21 protein-coding genes are annotated in these 19,086 nt (G+C 73.1%); 13 read left to right on the top strand and 8 right to left on the bottom strand.

The window, feature by feature from the left end; genetic code table 11:
- Positions 1–64 precede the first annotated feature (64 nt).
- The 5 genes from AC1DX8_RS15030 to AC1DX8_RS15010 are packed head-to-tail and all read left to right on the top strand — an operon-like array spanning position 65 to position 3,647.
- Entirely contained in the window at positions 65–538 is a 474-nt protein-coding gene (locus AC1DX8_RS15030) for a hypothetical protein (protein WP_477630735.1), read from the top strand.
- Positions 539–545: 7 nt separating this feature from the next.
- Positions 546–1,547, top strand: coding sequence for an FAD:protein FMN transferase (locus AC1DX8_RS15025; RefSeq protein WP_477630734.1), 1,002 nt, complete (start codon positions 546–548; stop codon positions 1,545–1,547).
- Positions 1,544–2,083 carry a ferric reductase-like transmembrane domain-containing protein gene (locus tag AC1DX8_RS15020; protein ID WP_477630733.1) on the top strand — a complete coding sequence of 180 codons (540 nt, stop codon included), beginning with the start codon at positions 1,544–1,546 and terminating at the stop codon, positions 2,081–2,083. Before AC1DX8_RS15025 ends, AC1DX8_RS15020 begins: the two co-directional genes overlap by 4 nt.
- A gap of 2 nt (positions 2,084–2,085) precedes the next feature.
- Positions 2,086–3,426, top strand: coding sequence for an NADH-ubiquinone oxidoreductase-F iron-sulfur binding region domain-containing protein (locus tag AC1DX8_RS15015; RefSeq protein ID WP_477630732.1), 1,341 nt, complete (start codon positions 2,086–2,088; stop codon positions 3,424–3,426).
- 5 nt (positions 3,427–3,431) lie between these two features.
- Complete coding sequence (locus AC1DX8_RS15010; protein ID WP_477630731.1) at positions 3,432–3,647, top strand: ferredoxin; 216 nt, start codon at positions 3,432–3,434, stop codon at positions 3,645–3,647.
- A gap of 52 nt (positions 3,648–3,699) precedes the next feature.
- Here the strand turns inward: AC1DX8_RS15010 and rdgB are convergent, their stop codons facing one another.
- A complete protein-coding gene (rdgB, locus tag AC1DX8_RS15005; RefSeq protein WP_477630730.1) occupies positions 3,700–4,323 on the bottom strand; it encodes an RdgB/HAM1 family non-canonical purine NTP pyrophosphatase in 624 nt (207 codons plus the stop codon).
- A gap of 17 nt (positions 4,324–4,340) precedes the next feature.
- Complete coding sequence (gene rph, locus AC1DX8_RS15000) at positions 4,341–5,087, bottom strand: ribonuclease PH (protein WP_477630729.1); 747 nt, start codon at positions 5,085–5,087, stop codon at positions 4,341–4,343.
- 58 nt (positions 5,088–5,145) lie between these two features.
- Here rph and AC1DX8_RS14995 point away from each other — a divergent pair, with 58 nt between their 5' ends.
- Complete coding sequence (locus tag AC1DX8_RS14995) at positions 5,146–5,946, top strand: deoxyribonuclease IV (RefSeq protein WP_477630728.1); 801 nt, start codon at positions 5,146–5,148, stop codon at positions 5,944–5,946.
- A 24-nt stretch (positions 5,947–5,970) separates the two neighbouring features.
- Here the strand turns inward: AC1DX8_RS14995 and AC1DX8_RS14990 are convergent, their stop codons facing one another.
- The 4 genes from AC1DX8_RS14990 to murI form a co-directional block, all read right to left on the bottom strand.
- Entirely contained in the window at positions 5,971–6,690 is a 720-nt protein-coding gene (locus tag AC1DX8_RS14990) for an MBL fold metallo-hydrolase (RefSeq protein WP_477630727.1), read from the bottom strand.
- Positions 6,691–6,807: 117 nt separating this feature from the next.
- Entirely contained in the window at positions 6,808–7,314 is a 507-nt protein-coding gene (locus AC1DX8_RS14985; protein ID WP_477630726.1) for an ASCH domain-containing protein, read from the bottom strand.
- A complete protein-coding gene (locus AC1DX8_RS14980) occupies positions 7,311–8,090 on the bottom strand; it encodes an MBL fold metallo-hydrolase (RefSeq protein WP_477630725.1) in 780 nt (259 codons plus the stop codon). The genes AC1DX8_RS14985 and AC1DX8_RS14980 overlap by 4 nt, the downstream gene beginning before the upstream one ends.
- Positions 8,087–8,908: a glutamate racemase gene (gene murI, locus AC1DX8_RS14975; RefSeq protein ID WP_477630724.1), complete on the bottom strand. Its 822-nt coding sequence runs from the start codon at positions 8,906–8,908 to the stop codon at positions 8,087–8,089. The genes AC1DX8_RS14980 and murI overlap by 4 nt, the downstream gene beginning before the upstream one ends.
- A gap of 220 nt (positions 8,909–9,128) precedes the next feature.
- On the opposite strand from murI, the gene AC1DX8_RS14970 reads away from it, so the two are divergent.
- Positions 9,129–10,100: a type IV toxin-antitoxin system AbiEi family antitoxin domain-containing protein gene (locus tag AC1DX8_RS14970; RefSeq protein WP_477630723.1), complete on the top strand. Its 972-nt coding sequence runs from the start codon at positions 9,129–9,131 to the stop codon at positions 10,098–10,100.
- A 27-nt stretch (positions 10,101–10,127) separates the two neighbouring features.
- On the opposite strand, the gene AC1DX8_RS14965 is transcribed toward AC1DX8_RS14970, so the two are convergent.
- Together AC1DX8_RS14965 and clpS are read right to left on the bottom strand one after the other, a co-directional pair.
- A complete protein-coding gene (locus AC1DX8_RS14965) occupies positions 10,128–10,763 on the bottom strand; it encodes a DUF2017 domain-containing protein (protein ID WP_477630722.1) in 636 nt (211 codons plus the stop codon).
- Between the two features lies 1 nt (position 10,764).
- Positions 10,765–11,055: an ATP-dependent Clp protease adapter ClpS gene (gene clpS / locus AC1DX8_RS14960; protein ID WP_477630759.1), complete on the bottom strand. Its 291-nt coding sequence runs from the start codon at positions 11,053–11,055 to the stop codon at positions 10,765–10,767.
- A 46-nt stretch (positions 11,056–11,101) separates the two neighbouring features.
- Here clpS and AC1DX8_RS14955 point away from each other — a divergent pair, with 46 nt between their 5' ends.
- From AC1DX8_RS14955 to AC1DX8_RS14930, 6 genes are all read left to right on the top strand, one after another.
- Positions 11,102–12,409 carry a nicotinate phosphoribosyltransferase gene (locus tag AC1DX8_RS14955; protein ID WP_477630721.1) on the top strand — a complete coding sequence of 436 codons (1,308 nt, stop codon included), beginning with the start codon at positions 11,102–11,104 and terminating at the stop codon, positions 12,407–12,409.
- A 145-nt stretch (positions 12,410–12,554) separates the two neighbouring features.
- On the top strand, positions 12,555–13,139 hold the full coding sequence (locus AC1DX8_RS14950; RefSeq protein ID WP_477630720.1) for an isochorismatase family protein: 585 nt from the start codon (positions 12,555–12,557) through the stop codon (positions 13,137–13,139).
- A 155-nt stretch (positions 13,140–13,294) separates the two neighbouring features.
- Entirely contained in the window at positions 13,295–13,735 is a 441-nt protein-coding gene (locus tag AC1DX8_RS14945; RefSeq protein ID WP_477630719.1) for a nitrite reductase (NAD(P)H) small subunit, read from the top strand.
- Positions 13,736–13,831: 96 nt separating this feature from the next.
- Positions 13,832–15,253, top strand: coding sequence for an MFS transporter (locus AC1DX8_RS14940; RefSeq protein WP_477630718.1), 1,422 nt, complete (start codon positions 13,832–13,834; stop codon positions 15,251–15,253).
- A 14-nt stretch (positions 15,254–15,267) separates the two neighbouring features.
- Positions 15,268–17,493, top strand: coding sequence for a molybdopterin oxidoreductase family protein (locus tag AC1DX8_RS14935; RefSeq protein ID WP_477630717.1), 2,226 nt, complete (start codon positions 15,268–15,270; stop codon positions 17,491–17,493).
- Positions 17,490–19,085 carry an FAD-dependent oxidoreductase gene (locus AC1DX8_RS14930; protein WP_477630716.1) on the top strand — a complete coding sequence of 532 codons (1,596 nt, stop codon included), beginning with the start codon at positions 17,490–17,492 and terminating at the stop codon, positions 19,083–19,085. The genes AC1DX8_RS14935 and AC1DX8_RS14930 overlap by 4 nt, the downstream gene beginning before the upstream one ends.
- Position 19,086: the final 1 nt, after the last annotated feature.

Here is a 19,086-nt window from a genome sequence, read left to right as displayed (position 1 = left end):
GCCCTTGGGGCGCGGCCCAGCAGAGTGGGCCGCGATCGCGACCCATTCCGCCCCGGAGGACTCCATGCGCAGCAGGCCACTCTCGCCGAGCCGCCGAGACCGGTACCGCAGCCTGGTCGCCCTCATCACGGGGGTCTCGGCGGCGGCGTCGGTGGCCGCGGTCGGGGCCGCGTCGGGCGCAGCGGCGCACGCGACCGCACAGGAGCGGGCCGCACGAGCCGCGAAAGCCGCTGTCGCCCGCGCCGCCTACGAGGAGGCCCTCCGCCAGCAGCAGGCCGCGGCTGCGCGCCAGTCCGCCGGATCCGTCGTGCTCAAGCAGCGCCCGACGCGGACGGTGGTCACGACCAAGGTCATCGCCGGTGTCACCCGGCCGGGAAGCGCCCACGTGGGAGGCGGTTCTGCGACGGTGTCGAACACCTCCGCTGCCGCGTCGCCGCGCCCGGCCTCCCGACCTGCTCCGGCGACTCGGGCCGGGACATCGGCGCCACCTGCCGCCCCTCCCCCCGCTCCTCCGCCCGTGGTGACCACGGGATCGTGAGGCCCTGATGACCGCAGGCGGTTCGGGCTTCGTCACCTGGCGCGCGCTCGGGACGACCGTCCAGCTGCACGTGGTGGACCCGCACGAGCTGACCTGGGCCGCGGCCCGCGCGCGCGACGTGCTCGACGAGGTCGACGTCTCCTGCAGCCGGTTCCGCCTCGACTCCGACCTCGTGCGGGCGAACCGACGTCCCGGTCGATGGACCGCGGTGTCGCCCGTCCTGGTCGGCGCCCTCACGGTGGCCCTCGAGGCTGCGCGGCAGACCGACGGCCGGGTCGACCCGTCGCTCGGCGCTGCCATGGAGGCGGCCGGCTACGACCGCACCTTCGAGCTGCTCGCCCGCGCCAGCGACCTGCCCAGCGGCCTGCCCGGGGTGGTTCGACCAGGGGCGTGGCGCGAGATCGAGCTGCGTGACGACGCCGTCTTCATCCCGCACGGCGTGCGCCTCGACCTCGGCGCGACCGGCAAGGCGTATGCCGCCGACCTGGTCGCCGCCGACCTCGCCACCCGCCTCGACGCGCCCGCCGCCGTGAGCGTGGGCGGCGACGTCGCCATGACCGAGTCACCTCGCCACGTGGCCCAGGCCTGGCCCGTCGTCGTCGGCGAGACCCGCACCGACCTCGCCGACCATCCTGAGCAGACCGTCAGTCTCCGGCTGCGCGCGGGAGGCGTTGCCACGTCGACCGTCCGCGCGCGGCACTGGACCCGGGGCGGCCGCGAGTGGCACCACGTCCTCGACCCCAGTACGGGCCTGCCCGTGGCTGGGACGTGGCGGTCCGTCACGGCCCTCGGCCACTCGTGCACGGCGGCGAACACCGCGTCGACCGCCGCACTGGTGCTCGGTTCCGCCGCCACCGAGTGGCTCGAGGAACGCGCTGTCGCCGCCCTCCTCGTCGACGCAGCCGGCCGGCGACACCCGACCGCCGAGTGGCTCGCCGCCACGGCAGGTGGCGGGCGAGGGTCCGCCCCCCTCGCCTTCGGCCAGCCGCTGGGTGCGGACCGACGATGACCAGTCCCCTCCTCTGGTACCTCAACCGCGGCACGGGGCTGGTCCTGCTCGCGGTGTTCACGATCACGGTGCTGCTCGGCGTGCTGTCGGCCGGCAAGGGGGGTCAGGTCTGGCCCCGGTTCGCGACCCAGTCCACCCACCGGGGACTCAGCCTCATCTCGACCATCCTGCTCGCGGCCCACGTGGGCACGGCGGTGGCCGACGAGTTCGTCGACATCCGCTGGTGGCAGGCCCTCGTCCCCTTCGGCGGCTCTTACCGTCCGGTCTACCTCGGACTCGGCGCCCTCGCCCTCGACCTCACCATCGCGATCGGGGTGACCAGCCTGCTGCGCCAGCGCCTCGGCGAGCGCTCCTGGCGGGTGGTGCACACCACGGCATACCTCGCGTGGGTCGTGGCGGTCCTGCACACGCTCGGGATCGGCACGGATGCCGCGAGCCCGCTCGGACGTCCGGTGGTGCTGGCCTGCGCCGGGGCCATGGTGGCCGCCGTCGCCACCCGGCTGACGATCATGCGCCGCGCCACGAGGCGGGCCTGAGCGTGGCGGGCCTGAGCGTGGCGGGCCTGAGCGTGGCGGGCCTGGGCGTGGCGGGCCTGGGCGTGGCGGGCCTGGGCGTGGCGAGCGCCGCGGCACCCCGGGGGGCGGGGGCGACCGGACTGGCGGCTCCGGTCGACGACGTCCGCGTCGTCGCCGGACCCCGGCTCCTCGACCCGGTCGCCGAGGGTCCTTCCCTCGCTGCCCACCGCAGTCGTCACGGGCCGCTCGGTCAGGTCACCCTCCAGGACCTGCTGACCCTGGCGCGAGAGCTGGACCTGCGGGGTCGTGGTGGTGCTGGTTTCCCGTTCGCCACGAAGCTCGCCGCCGCCGCGCGTGGACGACGCCCCCTGGTCGTGGTCAACGCTGCGGAGGGCGAGCCCGCCAGCGCCAAGGACTTCGCACTGGCGGTCACCGCGCCACACCAGGTGCTGGACGGCGCCGCCCTCGCCGCGAAGTGTCTGGGCACCAAGGAGATCCACGTCGTCACCTCCCAGGACCGTCCGTCCGCAGGCTGGTCCTTCACGGACGCCATCGGGGAGCGCGTCGCCGGTCGCGAGCGGCTTCGCTGGCACACCCACGTCGCGCAGCCCGGTTTCGTCAGCGGGCAGGCGCGGGCGGTGATCGAGCTGCTCTCGGGTCGTCCCGGGCTGCCGGTGACTGCGTGGCAGCCAGAGGCGGTCCACGGGTACCACGGTCGTCCCACCTTGCTGTCCAACGCCGAGACCTTCGCCCAGGTGGCCGCGCTCGTCCGTCTCGGGAGCGGCGGCTACGCCGAGCTGGGACTCACGGACGAGCCCGGCACCGTCCTCCTGACGATCACCGACGACTCGGGGACTCGCGTGGTCGAGGTCGCCACGGGCACACCCTGGCGAGACCTCCTCACCGAGGCCCAGCTGGGTCGGCCGGTGCTCCTCGGCGGTTTCCACGGGACGTGGGCGGCGGCCGGACAGCTGGAGCGGGCCGTGGTGGGCCGATCCCGCCTGAGGGACCTGGGTCTGGCCCTCGGGGCTGGTGTCGTCCTGGTCCCGGCGGCTGACGAGTGCCCGGTCAGCCTCACGGCCCAGATCGTCGCCTACCTGGCAGCGTCGACGGCCGGTCGCTGTGGGCCGTGCTTCAACGGGCTCCCGGCCATCTCCCTCACCCTGGACCGCCTGGCTTCCGGCCACGGTGGGGCACCGGAGGTGGACCGGCTCCACGACCTCGGCCTCGTCGTCGAGCGTCGGGGAGCCTGCGCCCACCCGGACGGCACCGTGCGGCTGGTGCGCTCGCTCCTGACGGCCTGCGCCGACGAGGTCGCCGCCCACAGCTCTGGCAGCTGCCTGAGCGGGACCGGCCGGGGCTGACGACGATGACGGTGCAACGGCTGGTGGTGGACTGGCCATCCTGTCGCGCCCGCGGGCTGTGCGCGGAGCTGCTGCCGGAAGCCATCACGCTCGACGAGTGGGGCTACCCGGTCATCGTCGGCGAGGTCGACGGGACCACACGACGGCTCGCCCAGGAGGCCGTCGCCGCGTGCCCCCACCTGGCACTCACGCTGGTGCGTGTGCCCGATCGACCGGCCTAGGTCGCCCACCGTCCGAGAGCGCGCGCCCACGCGGTGGCCGGCCGGAGTGCGCTCAGCCGAAGAGCTCGCGCAGGTGCGGGACCATCGCCCGGAAGGCCTTGCCACGGTGCGAGATCGCGTTCTTCTCGTCGGGGCTCAGCTCCGCCGCGTGGCGGGTGTCACCCTCGACCACCAGGACCGGGTCGTACCCGAAACCGTTGGTGCCCTTGGGTTCGCGCGCCAAGGCACCCGGCATACGACCCTCGGTGGCGCGGACGGTGCCGTCGGGCAGGGCGAGCACGGCAGCGCAGACGAAGGCTGCGGCGCGGTGCTCGTCCTTGACGTCGGCCACCTGGGCGAGCAGCAGCTCGAGGTTGGCGCGGTCGTCGCCGTGGCGGCCGGCCCAGCGCGCCGAGAAGATGCCGGGCGCACCGCCGAGCACGTCGACCGCGAGGCCCGAGTCGTCGGCGAGGGCGGGCAACCCGGTGTGTGCGGCGAGCGCAACCGCCTTGAGCCGGGCGTTCCCCTCGAAGGTCACCTCGTCCTCGACGACGTCGGGCGCACCCTCGAACTCGGAGGCCCCGACGATCTCGAGGCCCAGCTCCTCACAGACGTCGGCGAGGATCGCGCGCAGCTCACCGACCTTGTGGTCGTTGCGGGTGGCGAGGACCACCCGCGTCACAGGCTGCGCTGACATCAGAGGCTGCGCTGATTTCACAACACGCGCTCGCGCGGGGTCGTGGCGAGCGCCTCCTGCTGCTTGCGCGTCAGGTCGGCGCAGCCGGCGGTCGCCTTGTCGAGGAGACGGTTGAGCATCTCGCGGTCGAAGGGCTCCCCCTCGGCCGTGCCCTGCACCTCGACGAACCGGCCGTCCCCGGTCATGACGACGTTCATGTCGGTCTCGGCGGTGGAGTCCTCGGGGTAGTCGAGGTCGATGACCGCCTCACCCTTGACGATGCCCACGGAGACGGCCGCGATCGAGCCGGTGAGGGGTTGGGCGTCCTTGCGGATCAGACCCTTGGCGCGGGCGTCCTCGATGGCGTCGACCAGGGCGACGTAGGCGCCGGTGATCGAGGCGGTGCGGGTGCCACCGTCGGCCTGGAGCACGTCGCAGTCGAGCACGATGGTGTTCTCGCCGAGGGCCTTGGTGTCGATGATGGCGCGCAGGCTGCGACCGATGAGACGGCTGATCTCGTGGGTGCGCCCACCTACCTTGCCCTTGCGCGATTCGCGGTCGGAGCGGGTGTTCGTCGAGCGCGGGAGCATCTCGTACTCCGACGTCACCCAGCCCGTGCCCTTGCCCTTGAGCCAGCGCGGGACGCCCTCGGTGAACGACGCCGCGACCAGCACCCGGGTGCGGCCGAACTCCACGAGCACACTGCCCTCGGCGTGGTCGAGCCAGTTGCGCGTGATGCGCACCTCGCGGGTCTGGTCAGGGGTGCGTCCGTCGTGGCGAGTCATGCGGGCAAGGCTAACGGGGACGTGCCGGGCGTCGGTGGCCCGGCCTAGGGTGGGGGCCATGGCTGACACCACCCGCCTCGGCGCCCACGTCGACTCGGCCGACCCGGTCACCGCCGCCCAGGAGCGCGGCGCCGGGCTGAGCCAGTTCTTCCTCGGCAACCCGCAGGGCTACAAGGGCCCCGAGTACGCCTACGAGGGCGGACCGGAGGCCTTGCGCGCTGCTGCGGAGGCTGCCGAGGTCGACCTCTACGTCCACGCCCCCTACCTCATCAACGTCGCCTCGACGAACAACCGGATCCGCATCCCGAGCCGCAAGCTCCTCCAGCAGTTCATCGACGCCGGCGCCCAGATCGGCGCGAAAGGACTCATCGTCCACGGCGGCCACGTCGAGCAGGCCGACGACGTCGACAAGGGCTTCGACAACTGGCGCAAGGCCATCGAGGCCACCGACCTCAAGATCCCGCTGCTGCTCGAGAACACCGCCGGCGGCGACAACGCGATGGCGCGCACCGTCGAGCGCATCGCCCGGGTCTGGGACGCGATCGGCAGCGCCGAGGGGTCCGACAACGTCGGTTTCTGCCTCGACACCTGCCACGCCCACGCCGGCGGCATCCCGCTGGCCACGGCCGCTGAGGTCATCCGCACCATCACGGGTCGCATCGACCTGGTGCACTGCAACGACAGCCGCGACGAGTTCGACTCGGGCGCCGACCGCCACACCAACCTCGGTGAGGGACTCATCGACCCCGACGAGCTCGTGGGCGCGGTCCGGGCTGCGGGAGCACCGGTCGTCATCGAGACCCGGGGCGGTCTGGAGGGCCAGCAGGCCGACCTCGCCTGGCTGCGCGACCGCCTCTGACCGGGGTCGGTCGACCCGGCCGGTTCAGTCGACCAGCGGGTGGGTCGCGAGGAACCGCCGGATGTGCTCGCGCGGCTGGTCGGCCAGGTGCGGTCCGTGGGTGAACGCCGCGGTCGTGTAGTCCAGCTCGGCGAGCCGGTGCGCGGTCTTCTGGGTCAGCGCGAAGTTGGAACAGAACGACTTGATCGGCCACCGCAGCCCGCGCACGTTGAAGATCGAGTCACCGGTGATGAGCACCCCCGACGTGCGATGCAGGTATGCCGCGTGGCCGGGTGAGTGCCCCGGCGTGTGCACCACCTCGAGCCCGCCCGCGACGTCGAGCACCTGCCCGTCGGTGAGCCGCTCCCCCACCGTCACCGGCGGGAAACCGTTGGTGCCCATGAGCCTGGTCATGATCCTGGCCAGCAGGAACGACTGGTCGCGCTGCGCGGTGTGCCCCGCCTCGGCGTAGGGCGCGTCGTCCTCGTGGATCCCGACGTCGCGTCCGGTCTGCTCGGCCACGTGCGCCGTGCCCCCGGCGTGGTCCGGGTGGGCGTGCGTCAGGAGCAGCCGCGTGACGTCGGACGGACCGGAGCCGATGGAGGCGAGGGCGGCCATCACCTTGGGCCCGGACTGCTTGATGCCCATGTCGACGAGGGTGACCTGGCCGTCGGCGTCGCGGAGGATGAAGCCGTTCACGAAGTCACCGAGGAGCGGGATGCGCCACACCCCCGACGCGATGGGGACTGCTGCCGCTCTGGCCATGGTGTGAGCCTAGGACACCACGTGGGGCACCGCGCCTTGCGCACTTCTGGCCACCAGTGCCGCACCCAGGCGCCCGGGAGCGCTCCACATCCGGCGCCAGTGGCCAGAAGTGCGTCGTCAGTCGGCGAGGTCAGGTGGCCAGACGAGCGTGAACCGCTCGAAGCAGACCTCGAGGTCCTCGGAGAACTCGAGGCCGAGGCGGGCACACTGCCGCTCGTATGCCGCGCGGTGGCCGTCCAGCCAGGTCTGCAGGGTGCGGTCGTACTCCCCCTCGTCCCAGGCGAACCGGGTGTCGACGCTGTGGAACGGGCCGAGCCGCAGCTCCGTGGTGCGCAGCACCGCGCGCGGCCTCCCCGCGCCGTCGCAGCAGACCCAGTACGCCCCCAGCGGCGGCAACGGCTCGCCCGACGCGAGGTACCCCGCCACCAGGCTGGCCGTGGCGCGCTTGGCTCCGCCGACGATGAAGCCGAGGAGCTCGTCGGCCAGCTCGGGCCCGTCGCCGAAGCAGACGACGTCGACGTCGTCCCGACGCGGGACGTCGGGGTGGGCGGCGAGGAAGTCCTCGTACATCCGCAAGCCGGCCGCACGGTCCACCGGCACCGGGCCCGCCGCGTCCCCACTCACGAGCTCTCCCCCACCTCGTACGTCGCGCCTTGCACGGCCACCTCCAGGGGACCGGACCAGACGGCGGCGGCCTCGGCCCGGCATACCTCGGGGTCGTTCCAGGGCGGGATGTGGGTCAGCACCAGGCGGCGGACGCCACCGGCGGCGAGCGCCGCGGCGGCGGCACGTCCACCCGAGAGGTGGATTCCGTGGGTGTCGTCGCGTCCCTCGACGAAGGCGCTGTCGGTGAGCGCGAGGTCGGAGCCCGTGAGCAGCGGCGTGAGGGCATCGCACGAGTCGGTGTCACCCGTGTACGCCAGCACGGCACCATCGGCCTCCACGCGGAAGCCGTACGCCTCGACCGGGTGGTTGACGCGGTAGGCCGTGACGGTGAACGGCCCGACCCGGGTCACCTGGGTGTCGGCCAGCTCGTGCACGGCGAACTCGTTGGTCATGCCACCGTGCTCGAGCCCGTGGTACATCAGCGCGAAGCGTTCCGCCGCCCCGGTGGGTGCGTGGACGGCCAGCTGCCCCTCGACGGGGCCGCTCGGGCGGTACTTGCGCGTGACGTAGAGGCCGCACACGTCCACGCAGTGGTCGGGGTGCAGGTGGCTGACGAACACCGCGTCGATCTCGGCGAGGTCGACGTAGCGCTGCAGCGGTCCGAGGGCGCCGTTGCCGAGGTCGAGCACGATCGACCACCGGCGTCCCTCGTGCTCGGCCTGCACAAGGTAGGACGAGGCCGGCGAATCGGGTCCGGCAAAGGAGCCGGAGCAGCCCACCACGGTGAGTCTCATCGGGCCACCACGACCGACCACACCACGGAGTTGCCGTAGACGTCGCCGACCTCCGGCCCGAGGAACCGGCGCGCCAGCGCGCGGAACTCCTCGGCGTCGCCGGTCGTGGTGAAGCCGTGCTCGGGCGCGGGGAGGTGGCCCGGGCGGAGCAGGTCGCGATCGGCGAGGACGCGGTACAGGTCCTTGGCGGTCTCGTCGGCGGAGGAGACCAGCGTGACACCGTCGCCCATCACGTAGGAGATGGCGCCGGTCAGCAGCGGGTAGTGCGTGCAGCCGAGCACCAGGGTGTCGACGTCGCGGTCGACCAGCGGTGCCAGGTAGCCACGCGCGACCTCGATCACCTCGGCCCCGGTGGTCACCCCGGACTCGACGAACTCCACGAACCGCGGACACGGGACGCTGGTGACCTCGAGGTGCGGGGCCGCGGCGAAGGCGTCGACGTACGCGCCCGACTGGTGCGTGCCCTGCGTGGAGATGACACCGACCCGGTGGTTGCGGGTGGCCCGCGCGGCGCGGCGGACGGCCGGGCGGATCACCTCGACCACCGGGACCTCGTAGCGCTCGCGGGCGTCGTGCAGGACGGCGGCGCTCGCGGTGTTGCAGGCGATGACGAGGGCCTTCACACCGTGGTCGACGAGGCGGTCGAGGCACTCGAGGGCGAACGCGCGCGACTCGGCGATGGGGCGCGGCCCGTAGGGGGCTCGGGCGGTGTCGCCGAAGTAGGCGATCGACTCGTGGGGGAGCTGGTCGAGCACTGCGCGCGCGACGGTCAGCCCGCCGTAGCCAGAGTCGAAGATCCCGATGGGTGCGTCCGCCACGGGGTCAAGGCTAGGTGCCGACCCCGGTCGCGTCCTCATCCATGCTGCGTCTCGTGTGTCACACCCGTCTCCCCCGCCCCCCTTCCCCGCCCCCTTCCCCGCCCCTTCCCCGCCCCTTTCCCGCAACCTGAGCGCCCTCTAGGGGGCTCAGGTTGCAGGTCTGGGGTGCTGCCTGTGGAGAACTTCCCGAGACCACCTCCGTATGCCGTGACCATGCGGTATGCGTGATCCCTCACCCCTGACTGCACTGGCCGCCGTCCAGCACGGCGTCGTGACCATGCGGCAGGCCAACCTCGCCGGCGTCCCGCGCAAGGCGGTGCAACACCGCCTCGAGGCGGCGTGGTGGCGCCGGCTGGAGCGCGGCGTCTACCTCACCAACAACGGCGAGCCGAGCGTCAAGGCGCGCTTGATGGCCGCCCTCCTCCTGGTCGGCCGCGAGGCTGCGCTCACGCACCTGGCGGCGGCCTGGCTCCACGAGCTGGAGCCGAACGAGCCCGAGTTCGTGGTGATCTGCGTGCCGCCCACCCGCCGGGTGCGTTCACGCGACGGCATCAGGGTGCAACAACGCGCTGGGGTGGCGAGCACGATCGTCGACAGGCTGGCGGTCAGCAGCGTGGCCGACACCGTCGTCGACCTCGCTGGGTCCCGCTCGCTGGATGCCGCCATCGCCCTCGCCGCGCGCGCCGTCCAACGACGGATGACCACTGCTCCCCTCATCGCGGCGAGCCTCGGCCGCCGGGTTCAGCACCGCTGGCTCCGCGAGCTCCGCCTCGCCCTCAGCGACATTGATGACGGCGCCGAGAGCATCCTGGAAGTGCGCTTCGTGCGCGATGTCATCCGCAGGCACGGGTTGCCGGAACCCCGCATGCAGGCCGAGGAGCTGGCGCCCGGAGGCAAGCTCCGGCGCGACTTCGACTGGGAGGAGTGGCAGCTCATCGCCGAGGTCGATGGCGAGCTCGGGCATGCCGGGGAGGGGCTGCGGCGCGACCGGACTCGCGACCGCCGTGCAGCTCGGTCGGGTCGTTTGACGCTGCGCTGCGGCTGGGTCGACGTGGTGCACGACTCCTGCCAGGTCGCCCTGGACATCGCCCTGACCCTGCACACCCGGGGCTGGCGCGGCATACCCACGCCGTGCTCCCCCACGTGTCCTGTGGCCGACGCCCGCTTCGCCGCGTCCCATCCCGCAACCTGAGCACCCCATACGGCGCCCAGGTTGCAGTCAGGGGGTGAGGGCGTGGGCCAGCGTCTCCTGCAGCCAGGTGAGGAAGTCGTAGACGGCCAGCGCGTAGACCGCGGGGTCGTCGTCCTCGAGGCCGGAGACCTGCTCCTCCAGCAGGTCGAGGTCGTCGTCCTGCTTCAGTCCCAGTCGCTCCCCCAGCACGAGGCGCACGTCGGTCAGGGCGATGAGCAGCGCCAGCGCCTGTGGCCGTTCGAGCGAGATCTTCTGGTCCTCGATCGCCGACAGTGCCGCGATGGCCGTCGTGAGGTTCGCTGCCTTGCGGGACCGCAGGCCGTCCTCGGTGAGTCGGCGGAACTCGGCCGCCACCTGCTCGTCCTGCCGGTTCGCGGTGGGGAAGATGCGCTCCAGGGCCGGGTCGCGCGGCGGGGGCACCGACCCCGACAGCTCAGGCACCTGGTCGGCTGCCGAGACCGACACGCCCTGGCCGATCCCGCCCAGCCCCGCCACGATGCGGTCGAACTCGTCCCCGCCGTCGGTCGCCGACTCGGTGGTGACCTCGGGCTCCGGCTCGACGAGCTCCAGCACCTGCTCCATCAGCCCCACGACGAGGCCGCGCTCGACGGCGTCGAGCTTGGCGACGAAGTGTCCGTCACGGCGCTTGAAACCCCGGGCCACGTCAGCTGTCCTTCTGGAAGGTGGCCCAGAGGCCGTAGCCCTGGAGCGCCTCGGTGTCGGTCTCCATGCGTTCGCGTGCGCCGGTCGAGACGACCGCCCGCCCCTTGGTGTGCACGTCCATCATCAGCCGCTCGGCCTTGGCCTTGGAGTAGCCGAAGTAGGTCTGGAAGACGAACGTCACGTAGGACATCAGGTTCACCGGGTCGTTCCACACCAGCGTGATCCACGGGACGTCGACCTCGGCCAGCTCGTCGGTGGAGACACTCTCCTGCTGGACGGGGGCGATGGACAGCTCGAGGGGAACAGCGTGCGGCACGGCTCCACCTTAGGCTGCCTGCGTGACCACGCGTTCACCGAGCAGCCCTCCCAGCACCGCCCTGCTGACCGACCACTACGAGCTGACGATGCTCGAGGCCGCGCTGCGCAGCGGGGCGGCCGCGCGCCGCTGTGTGTTCGAGGTGTTCGCCCGCCGTCTGCCCGATGGCCGCCGCTACGGCGTCGTCGCCGGCACGGGCCGGCTGCTCGACGCCATCGAGCGGTTCCGCTTCGCGGAGGACGAGCTCGAGCACCTGCGCGACGTCGTCGACGGACCGACCTTGGACTACCTCGCCGACTACCGCTTCGACGGCGACGTCTGGGGGTATGCCGAGGGCGAGTGCTTCTTCCCCGGCTCACCGGTGCTCGTGGTCGAGTCCGACTTCGCCCACGGCGTGGTCCTCGAGACCCTCCTCCTCAGCATCCTCAACCACGACAGCGCCATCGCCTCCGCCGCGTCGCGGATGACCTCGGCCGCTGGTGACCGGCCCTGCATCGAGATGGGGTCTCGCCGCACGCACGAGGAGGCCGCGGTGGCTGCCGCCCGCGCGGCATACCTCGCGGGGTTCGCGACCACCTCCAACCTGGAGGCGGGACGGCGGTTCGGCGTGCCCACCGCCGGCACCGCCGCCCACGCCTTCACCCTGCTGCACGACGACGAGCGGGAGGCCTTCTCTGCCCAGATCACCGCACTGGGCAAGGGGACGACCCTGCTGGTCGACACGTACGACGTGCCGACTGCCGTGGCCCTGGCGGTCGAGCTGGCCGGTCCCGAGCTCGGCGGGGTGCGGCTCGACTCGGGCGACCTGCTGGTGCAGGCCCGCGAGGTGCGCGAACAGCTCGACCGGCTGGGGGCCACGCAGACCCAGATCGTCGTGACCAGCGACCTCGACGAGCACGCCATCGCGGCGCTGGCCGCCGGACCGGTGGACCGGTACGGCGTCGGGACCTCGCTGGTCACCGGATCGGGCGCCCCGACGGCCGGCCTGGTCTACAAGCTGGTGGCCCGCACGGACGACGACGGCGTGATGGTCGGGGTCGCCAAGAAGAGCAAGGACAAGGCCTCGGTGGCCGGCCGCAAGTACGCGCTGCGCCGGCGCAACGCCAAGGGCGTCGCCGAGGCCGAGGTGCTCGGTGTCGGCGAGCCTCCGGCCGGCGACGGCGACGACCGCGCGCTGCTCGTCCCGCTCATGGCAGGCGGGCGCACCACCGCGACGTCGACCCTCGAGGACGCCCGCGAGCGCCACGCGGCCTCCCGTGCCGAGCTCCCGCGCGCCGCCCTGCGGCTGCAGCGCGGCGAGCCCGCCATCCCCACGGTCTACGAGGACTGAGGCCCGTCACGGGTCCCGGTGAGGTCGTCCCCGCTCGCCGCCGTGCCGTCCCCTCCACGGCGGCGATTCTGACATCTGGTGCATGTCCGGCAGGTGCGCCGGCGTTACCGGCAGGTGCGCGGGCGTCGCCAAGTAGCGTTGGGGCATGAGTCGCGCCCTGGTCATCGTCGACGTGCAGAACGACTTCTGCGAGGGCGGCTCGCTCGCCGTCACCGGCGGGGCCGAGGTGGCCCGGAAGGTCAGCGAGCACGTGGTCGCCCACCACGGCGAGTATGCCGCGATCGTCGCCACCGCCGACTGGCACGAGGACCCGGGTGGGCACTTCTCGACCGACCCCGACTTCGTCGACAGCTGGCCGGCGCACTGCCGTGTCGGCAGCGACGGCGCGCTCTTCCACCCGGCCGCCGAGCCCGCGTTCGAGCACGTGGAGGCGATCTTCCGCAAGGGTCACCACACCGCCGCGTACAGCGGGTTCGAGGGGTTCACCGTGGAGGCGGACCGGAAGGTGGGGCTGGCCGACTGGCTGCGCGAGCGGGCGATCGAGCAGGTGGACGTCGTGGGGATCGCGACCGACCACTGCGTCCGCGCCACGGCCCTCGACTCCGCGGACGAGGGCTTCGAGACCACGGTGCTCCTCGGCCTCACGGCGGGGGTGTCCGCCGACACCACCGAGGCGGCGCTGGCCGAGCTGGCAGCGGCGGGCGTCGAGACGACCGGCGTGCCGGTCTGAGGGCACCACCCGCCCGCCGGGCTGAGGGCGTGACCCGCCCGGCCGGGCTGAGGACGTCACCCGCCCGGGCCGTGGGCGCCACCTGGTCACCAGGGTTTACAGGGACGTCACACGGGCACCCACACCCCGAAACAGCCGGTCCCTAGCGTGGCCGCGTGGACGAGGACCCCGATGCTGCCGCGCGACCGCGGACGCCGTCCGCGCGGGTGGCGTCGGCGCGGGTGGCGCCCCACCTGGTGGCGCTCTGCGGGCTCAAGCACGTGCCGACCCGGCACGGGGCAGCCTTCACGGTCGCGGGCGTGGCCCTCGCGCTGTTCCGCGCGGGCGACCGGGTGTGGGCGGTCGAGGACAGCAACCCCTACACCGGGTGCGGTGTCGCGGGCGGACGGCTGTCGCGCGTCGGGCACACGCCGGTGGTCGTGTCGCCGTTGTACCACCTCGTGTTCGACCTGCGGACCGGCGCCTGCCTGAACGCTGTCGACCTGCCCCAGCAGCGTCTGCGGACCTACCCCGTGGAGGTCGTCGCCGACGTCGTCCACGTCGACGTCAGTGCCGTCCGTGCGCACCAGACGGCCGCTGTCGGCGTCAGCGCGTAGTTCTCACACCCGCACCGAACCCACTGTGCGGCAATGGTTACGGAGCCTTTACGGCAGCCGTCCGGTCGGGAAACACAGTGTTGCCACGCTGACTGCGTGACCACGAACCTGAGCCCCGACCCCACGACCACGACGTCGACCACCCCGTCGACCACCACCTCCACCACTCCGTCCACGACCCCGTCCACCACACCCAGCGCGCCCTCGGCGGTCGGGCCGGCGCGCCGCCGGGGGCGGTGGATCGACCACTGGGACCCCGAGGACCCGACCTTCTGGCGCGGCGGAGGCCGCGCCATCGCCCGGCGCAACCTGAGCCTGTCGGTGTTCGCCGAGTTCCTCGGCTTCTGTGTCTGGGCCCTCTGGAGCGTGGTGGTGCCGCTGCTCCCGGGCGCGGGCTTCAGCCTCACCCTCGACCAGCAGTTCTGGCTCATCGCGGTGCCGAGCCTGGTGGGCGCGACGGTGCGGATCCCCTACACCTTCGCCGTGCCCCGCTTCGGTGGTCGCAACTGGACCATCATCTCGGTGCTGCTGCTCCTGCTCCCGGCGTCCGCCCTCGCCTGGGTCGTGAGCGAGCCCTCGTCCTCGTTCGGGCTGTTGCTCGCCTGCGCCGCCCTGGCTGGTTTCGGCGGCGGCAACTTCGCCTCGTCGATGACCAACATCTCCTTCTTCTTCCCGGAGGCCGAGAAGGGAAAGGCCTTGGGGCTCAACGCCGCCGGCGGCAACCTGGGCACCGGTCTGGTGCAGCTGGTGGTCCCGGCAGTGATCACCATCGGCGCCGGCACGCACCTGCAGCGAGCGGGCCTGATGTTCATCCCGCTGGCGCTGCTCGCGGCCGTCCTGGCCTGGCGGGGCATGGACAACCTCACGGGCGCCCGGGCCGACTACCGCAGCTTCGCCGCAGCCACCCGCAACCGGCACACCTGGATCATCTCGTTCCTCTACATCGGCACCTTCGGGTCGTTCATCGGCTACTCCGGAGCCTTCCCCACGCTGCTCAAGACCCAGTTCCCCGAGACGCCGACGACGATCGCGTTCCTGGGCGCCCTGATCGGGGCACTCACCCGCCCCCTCGGAGGCATGGTGGCCGACCGGCTCGGCGGGGCCCGGGTCACGATCGCCTCGTTCACCCTGCTCATGGCCGGCGCGGTCGGAGCCATCGAAGGCCTGAAGTCCCACACCTTCGTCGTGTTCTTCGGCTCCTTCATCGTGCTGTTCGTCGGCGCGGGCATCGGCAACGGCGCCACCTACCGGATGATCCCGGCGGTCTTCCGTGCCGGCGTCAGCGCCGAGCGGCTCCCCCTCGCCCGCAAGACGGCGGCCGGGTGCATCGGCATCGCTGGGGCGGTCGGCGCCTACGGAGGCTTCTTCATCCCCCGTGGCTTCGCCATGGCCAAGGCGACGTACGGGTCGTTGGTCCCGGCCCTCTGGGTGTTCGTGGTCGCCTACGCCCTCATGGCTGCAACGACGTATGCCGTCTACGCCCGGCGCGGCTCCGCCCTCGCCTCCGAGTCGATCTGAGCCGGGAACCCACGGTGACCCCTTCGGCCCCCGCCTCCGGCGCCCCGACTCCCAGCGCCAGTACCGCTGGGGGCCCGGGTGTCGCCACCCACTGCCCGTACTGCGCCCTGCAGTGCGCCCAGACCCTCACGGCCGCCCCCGGACTCGACGGTGCCAACGGCGTCACCGTCGAGGGCCGGGACTTCCCCACGAACCGGGGAGGCCTGTGCCAGAAGGGCTGGACCAGCGGCGACGTGCTGGGGGCTCCCGACCGACTCACCACCCCACTGGTGCGCGGGGTCGACGGCGAGCTGGGTGCGACGAGCTGGGACGAAGCCCTGGACCTCGTCGCGGACCGGCTGCGCGGCATACGACAGGAGTCCGGGCCGGACGCCGTCGCGGTGTTCGGCGGAGGGGGCCTGACCAACGAAAAGGCTTACCAGCTGGGCAAGTTCGCGAGGGTGGCGCTGGGCACCGCCAACATCGACTACAACGGGCGGTTCTGCATGAGCAGCGCCGCCGCGGCAGCCAACCGGTCGCTGGGGGTGGACCGGGGCCTCCCGTTCCCCCTGACCGACCTGGCGGGAGCCGACGCGGTCCTCCTGCTGGGCAGCAACTTGGCCGAGACCATGCCGCCGTCGGTCGCGCACCTGGCCGGCGTGCGCGCTCGGGGCGGCCTCGTCGTCGTCGACCCCCGCCGCAGCGCCACCGCCGAGCTGGCCGCCGACGACCAGGGCCTGCACCTCCAGCCGGTCCCGGGCACCGACCTCGTGGTGCTCCTCGCCCTGCAGCACGTGCTCGTCACCGAGGGCCTCGTCGACACGGACTACGTGGGGCGGCGCACGAACGGGCTCGAGGACGTCCGTCGCCGTTGCGCGCTGTGGTGGCCGGAGCGGGCCGAGCAGGTGTGCGGTGTGCCCGCGGACCTCCTGCGCTCCGCCGCCCGGCTGCTCGCTGCCGCCAGCCCCGCCCGTGGGGGTGCCGGCGCGTACGTGCTCACCGGCCGGGGCGTCGAGCAGTCCCGCCAGGGCACCGCCACGGTGTCGGCAGCCATCACCCTGTCGCTCCTCCTCGGCCTCCCGGGTCGGGTGGGCAGCGGGTATGGCGCGGTCACCGGACAGGGCAACGGCCAGGGAGGCCGCGAGCACGGTCAGAAGGCCGACCAGCTGCCCGGCTACCGCATGATCGACGACCCGGCAGGCCGCGCCCACGTCGCCGAGGTCTGGGGCGTGCCGCCGGAGTCGTTGCCGGGCAAGGGAAAGCCGGCGGTCGAGCTACTCGCCTCGCTGGGTACGCCCGACGGCCCGCGCGCCCTGCTGGTGCACGGCTCCAACCTCTTGGTCAGCGCCCCGAACGTCCACCGCGTGGCCGAACGGCTCGCCGCCCTCGACCTGCTGGTGGTCTGCGACTTCGTGCCCTCCGAGACGGCGCTGCTGGCCGACGTGGTGCTGCCCGTCACCCAGTGGGCCGAGGAGGAGGGCACCATGACCTCGCTGGAGGGCCGGGTCATCAGGCGGCGCAAGGCGATCCGGCCCCCGACCGGCGTGCGCAGCGAGCTCTGGGTCTGGGCCCAGCTGGCCGCACGCCTCGGGGCTGCGGGCACCTGGGACACCGAGCCCACCCTCGTCTTCGACGAGCTCGCCCGGGCCAGTCGCGGGGGCCGCGCCGACTACAGCGGCATCAGCCATGCCCGGCTCGACACCGGCGAGGCGCTCTACTGGCCGTGTCCGGCGACCGACGACGGCCGGCCCGACCACCCGGGCACCCCCCGCCTGTTCGCCGACTCCTTCCCCACCCCGGACGGCCGTGCCCTGATGGTGGCCCCGGACCACCTCGGACCAGCCGACGACCTGCGGCCAGACGCTCCCCTCCACCTCGTGACCGGTCGGGTCCTGCAGCACTACCAGTCCGGTGCACAGACCCGCAGGGTGCCCGCCCTGGCCGGGGCCGTGGGCGGGGTCTTCGCCGAGGTCCACCCCCTGCTGGCGGCGCGGATCGGGGTCGCCGACGGTGAGCTGGTGCGGCTGACCACGGCACGGGGATCACTCGCCGTCCCGGCGAGGGTGACCGACTCGATTCGTCCCGACACCGTGTTCGTGCCGTTCCACTGGGCCGGCACGAGCAGCGTCAACCGGCTCACCAACGACGCGACCGACCCCGTCTCCGGCATGCCCGAGTTCAAGGTGTGCGCGGTGGCCGTCACCGCGGCCCGGCTGCAGCCCGGTGACGTGACCCGCTCCACAGCAGGAGCGTCGGCATGACCCGCCTCGTCGTCGTGGGCAACGGCATGGTCGGCTCCAGGTTCGTCGAGGACCTGCTGGCGGCCGACACCACGGGCCGCTACGACGTCACCGTCGTGGGGGCCGAGGCCTGCGAGCCCTACAACCGGGTGCTGCTCAGCGAAGTCGTGGCCGGCAAGCACGACCTCTCGGCGCTCACCCTGCCCACCCCCACGAGTCCGCGGCTCACGGTGCTGCGGGGCGAGCCCGCGGCGCACATCGACCGCGAGGACCGCGTGGTCCACACCGCCGACGGCCACCGACTCCGCTACGACCGGCTCGTGCTGGCCACCGGCTCAGCAGCCCGGGTGCCTCCCCTCCCGGGGCTGCGCAGTGACGACCAGGCGCAGGGCGGCGACCACCTGACCGTCGGCGTCCACGCGCTCCGCACCATCGACGACGCCCGTGAGGTGGTGGCCGCCACCCTCAACGCCACCCGGGCCGTGGTCCTCGGTGGCGGCGTGCTCGGGATGGAGGCCGCGTGCGGCCTCGCCCGCCGCGGCGTCCTCGTCACGGTGGTGCACCCCGCCACCACGTTGATGGAGCGCCAGCTCGACGCCGAGGCCGGCCGCGTGGTGGAGCTCGCGATGGCTCGCCTGGGCATCGACCAGCGGGTCGGGGTCGGGGCCACCAGCGCCCTCGTCGACGGCGGACGGCTGACGGGGCTTCGCCTCGACGACGGGGAGGTCGTGGCGACCGACCTGCTGGTGCTCGCGACGGGCACCGTGGCCAGCACGGCGCTGGCAACCGATGCCGGGCTCCGGGTGGACCGTGGGGTCGTCGTGGACGACGACCTCCGCTGCCCCGACGACCACCGCGTGTTCGCGATCGGCGACTGCGCCCAGCCCCCGGAGGGCGGCACCGGGCTGGTGGCCCAGGGCTGGGAGCAGTCCCGGCGACTCGCCGCCCACCTGTGCCGCGACTCCGCCGTCGCGTCGTCCGCCGGCTCGCCCTCCGCCGGCTCGCCCACCAGCGACCTGGCTCGGCGGTCGTCGACCTCGGGCAGCGACGTGGTCCGGCTGAAGGCCCACGGCCTCGACGTCGTGACCATGGGAGTGTGCGGCTCGGGGCGGGCCGACGACCCCGCCCAGCGCACGCTGCGGCTGAGCGACCCCGAGGTCGGCCGGCACGTCGAGGTCGTCGTCTCCGGCGACCGGCTCGTCGGCGCCACCTGTGTGGGAGCCGGCGCCCTCGGGGCCGACCTGGTCACCACGTACACCCGGCGCACCCCCATCCCGGCCGACCCGGCATACCTGCTGCTCCCGGCGCTCGCCCCGCACCCGGGCGGCGGGCGCACCTCGCCCGCCGACCTGCCCGATGACGCCACCGTCTGCCGGTGCAACGGCGTGACCAAGGCCGACATCACCGCATGCGTCCACGGCGGCGCGACGAGCGCGGCCGAGGTCTCCGACGCCACCCGCGCCACGACGGGCTGCGGCGGGTGCCGTGACGACGTCTGCGCCCTCGTCGACTGGCTGACGCCGCGCGCCTCACCCGATCGCGCCGAAACCAGTGAGAACCACGTAACGAAGGGGAAACACATGATCCACAGCACCGAAACGGCAGGCTCCTAAC

The sequence above is a fragment of the Pedococcus sp. P2_A3 genome, assembly GCF_056405035.1.
Note: the sequence above shows the minus strand (reverse complement) of the source record. Positions and strands in the feature narration are given on the sequence as shown.

Coding starts and splice junctions, on each gene's coding strand:
- AC1DX8_RS15030 (WP_477630735.1), top strand. CDS start 65: ATGCGCAGCAGGCCACTCTCGCCGAGCCGCCGAGACCGGTACCGCAGC.
- AC1DX8_RS15025 (WP_477630734.1), top strand. CDS start 546: ATGACCGCAGGCGGTTCGGGCTTCGTCACCTGGCGCGCGCTCGGGACG.
- AC1DX8_RS15020 (WP_477630733.1), top strand. CDS start 1,544: ATGACCAGTCCCCTCCTCTGGTACCTCAACCGCGGCACGGGGCTGGTC.
- AC1DX8_RS15010 (WP_477630731.1), top strand. CDS start 3,432: ATGACGGTGCAACGGCTGGTGGTGGACTGGCCATCCTGTCGCGCCCGC.
- rdgB (WP_477630730.1), bottom strand. CDS start 4,323: ATGTCAGCGCAGCCTGTGACGCGGGTGGTCCTCGCCACCCGCAACGAC.
- rph (WP_477630729.1), bottom strand. CDS start 5,087: ATGACTCGCCACGACGGACGCACCCCTGACCAGACCCGCGAGGTGCGC.
- AC1DX8_RS14995 (WP_477630728.1), top strand. CDS start 5,146: ATGGCTGACACCACCCGCCTCGGCGCCCACGTCGACTCGGCCGACCCG.
- AC1DX8_RS14990 (WP_477630727.1), bottom strand. CDS start 6,690: ATGGCCAGAGCGGCAGCAGTCCCCATCGCGTCGGGGGTGTGGCGCATC.
- AC1DX8_RS14980 (WP_477630725.1), bottom strand. CDS start 8,090: ATGAGACTCACCGTGGTGGGCTGCTCCGGCTCCTTTGCCGGACCCGAT.
- AC1DX8_RS14970 (WP_477630723.1), top strand. CDS start 9,129: ATGCGTGATCCCTCACCCCTGACTGCACTGGCCGCCGTCCAGCACGGC.
- AC1DX8_RS14950 (WP_477630720.1), top strand. CDS start 12,555: ATGAGTCGCGCCCTGGTCATCGTCGACGTGCAGAACGACTTCTGCGAG.
- AC1DX8_RS14930 (WP_477630716.1), top strand. CDS start 17,490: ATGACCCGCCTCGTCGTCGTGGGCAACGGCATGGTCGGCTCCAGGTTC.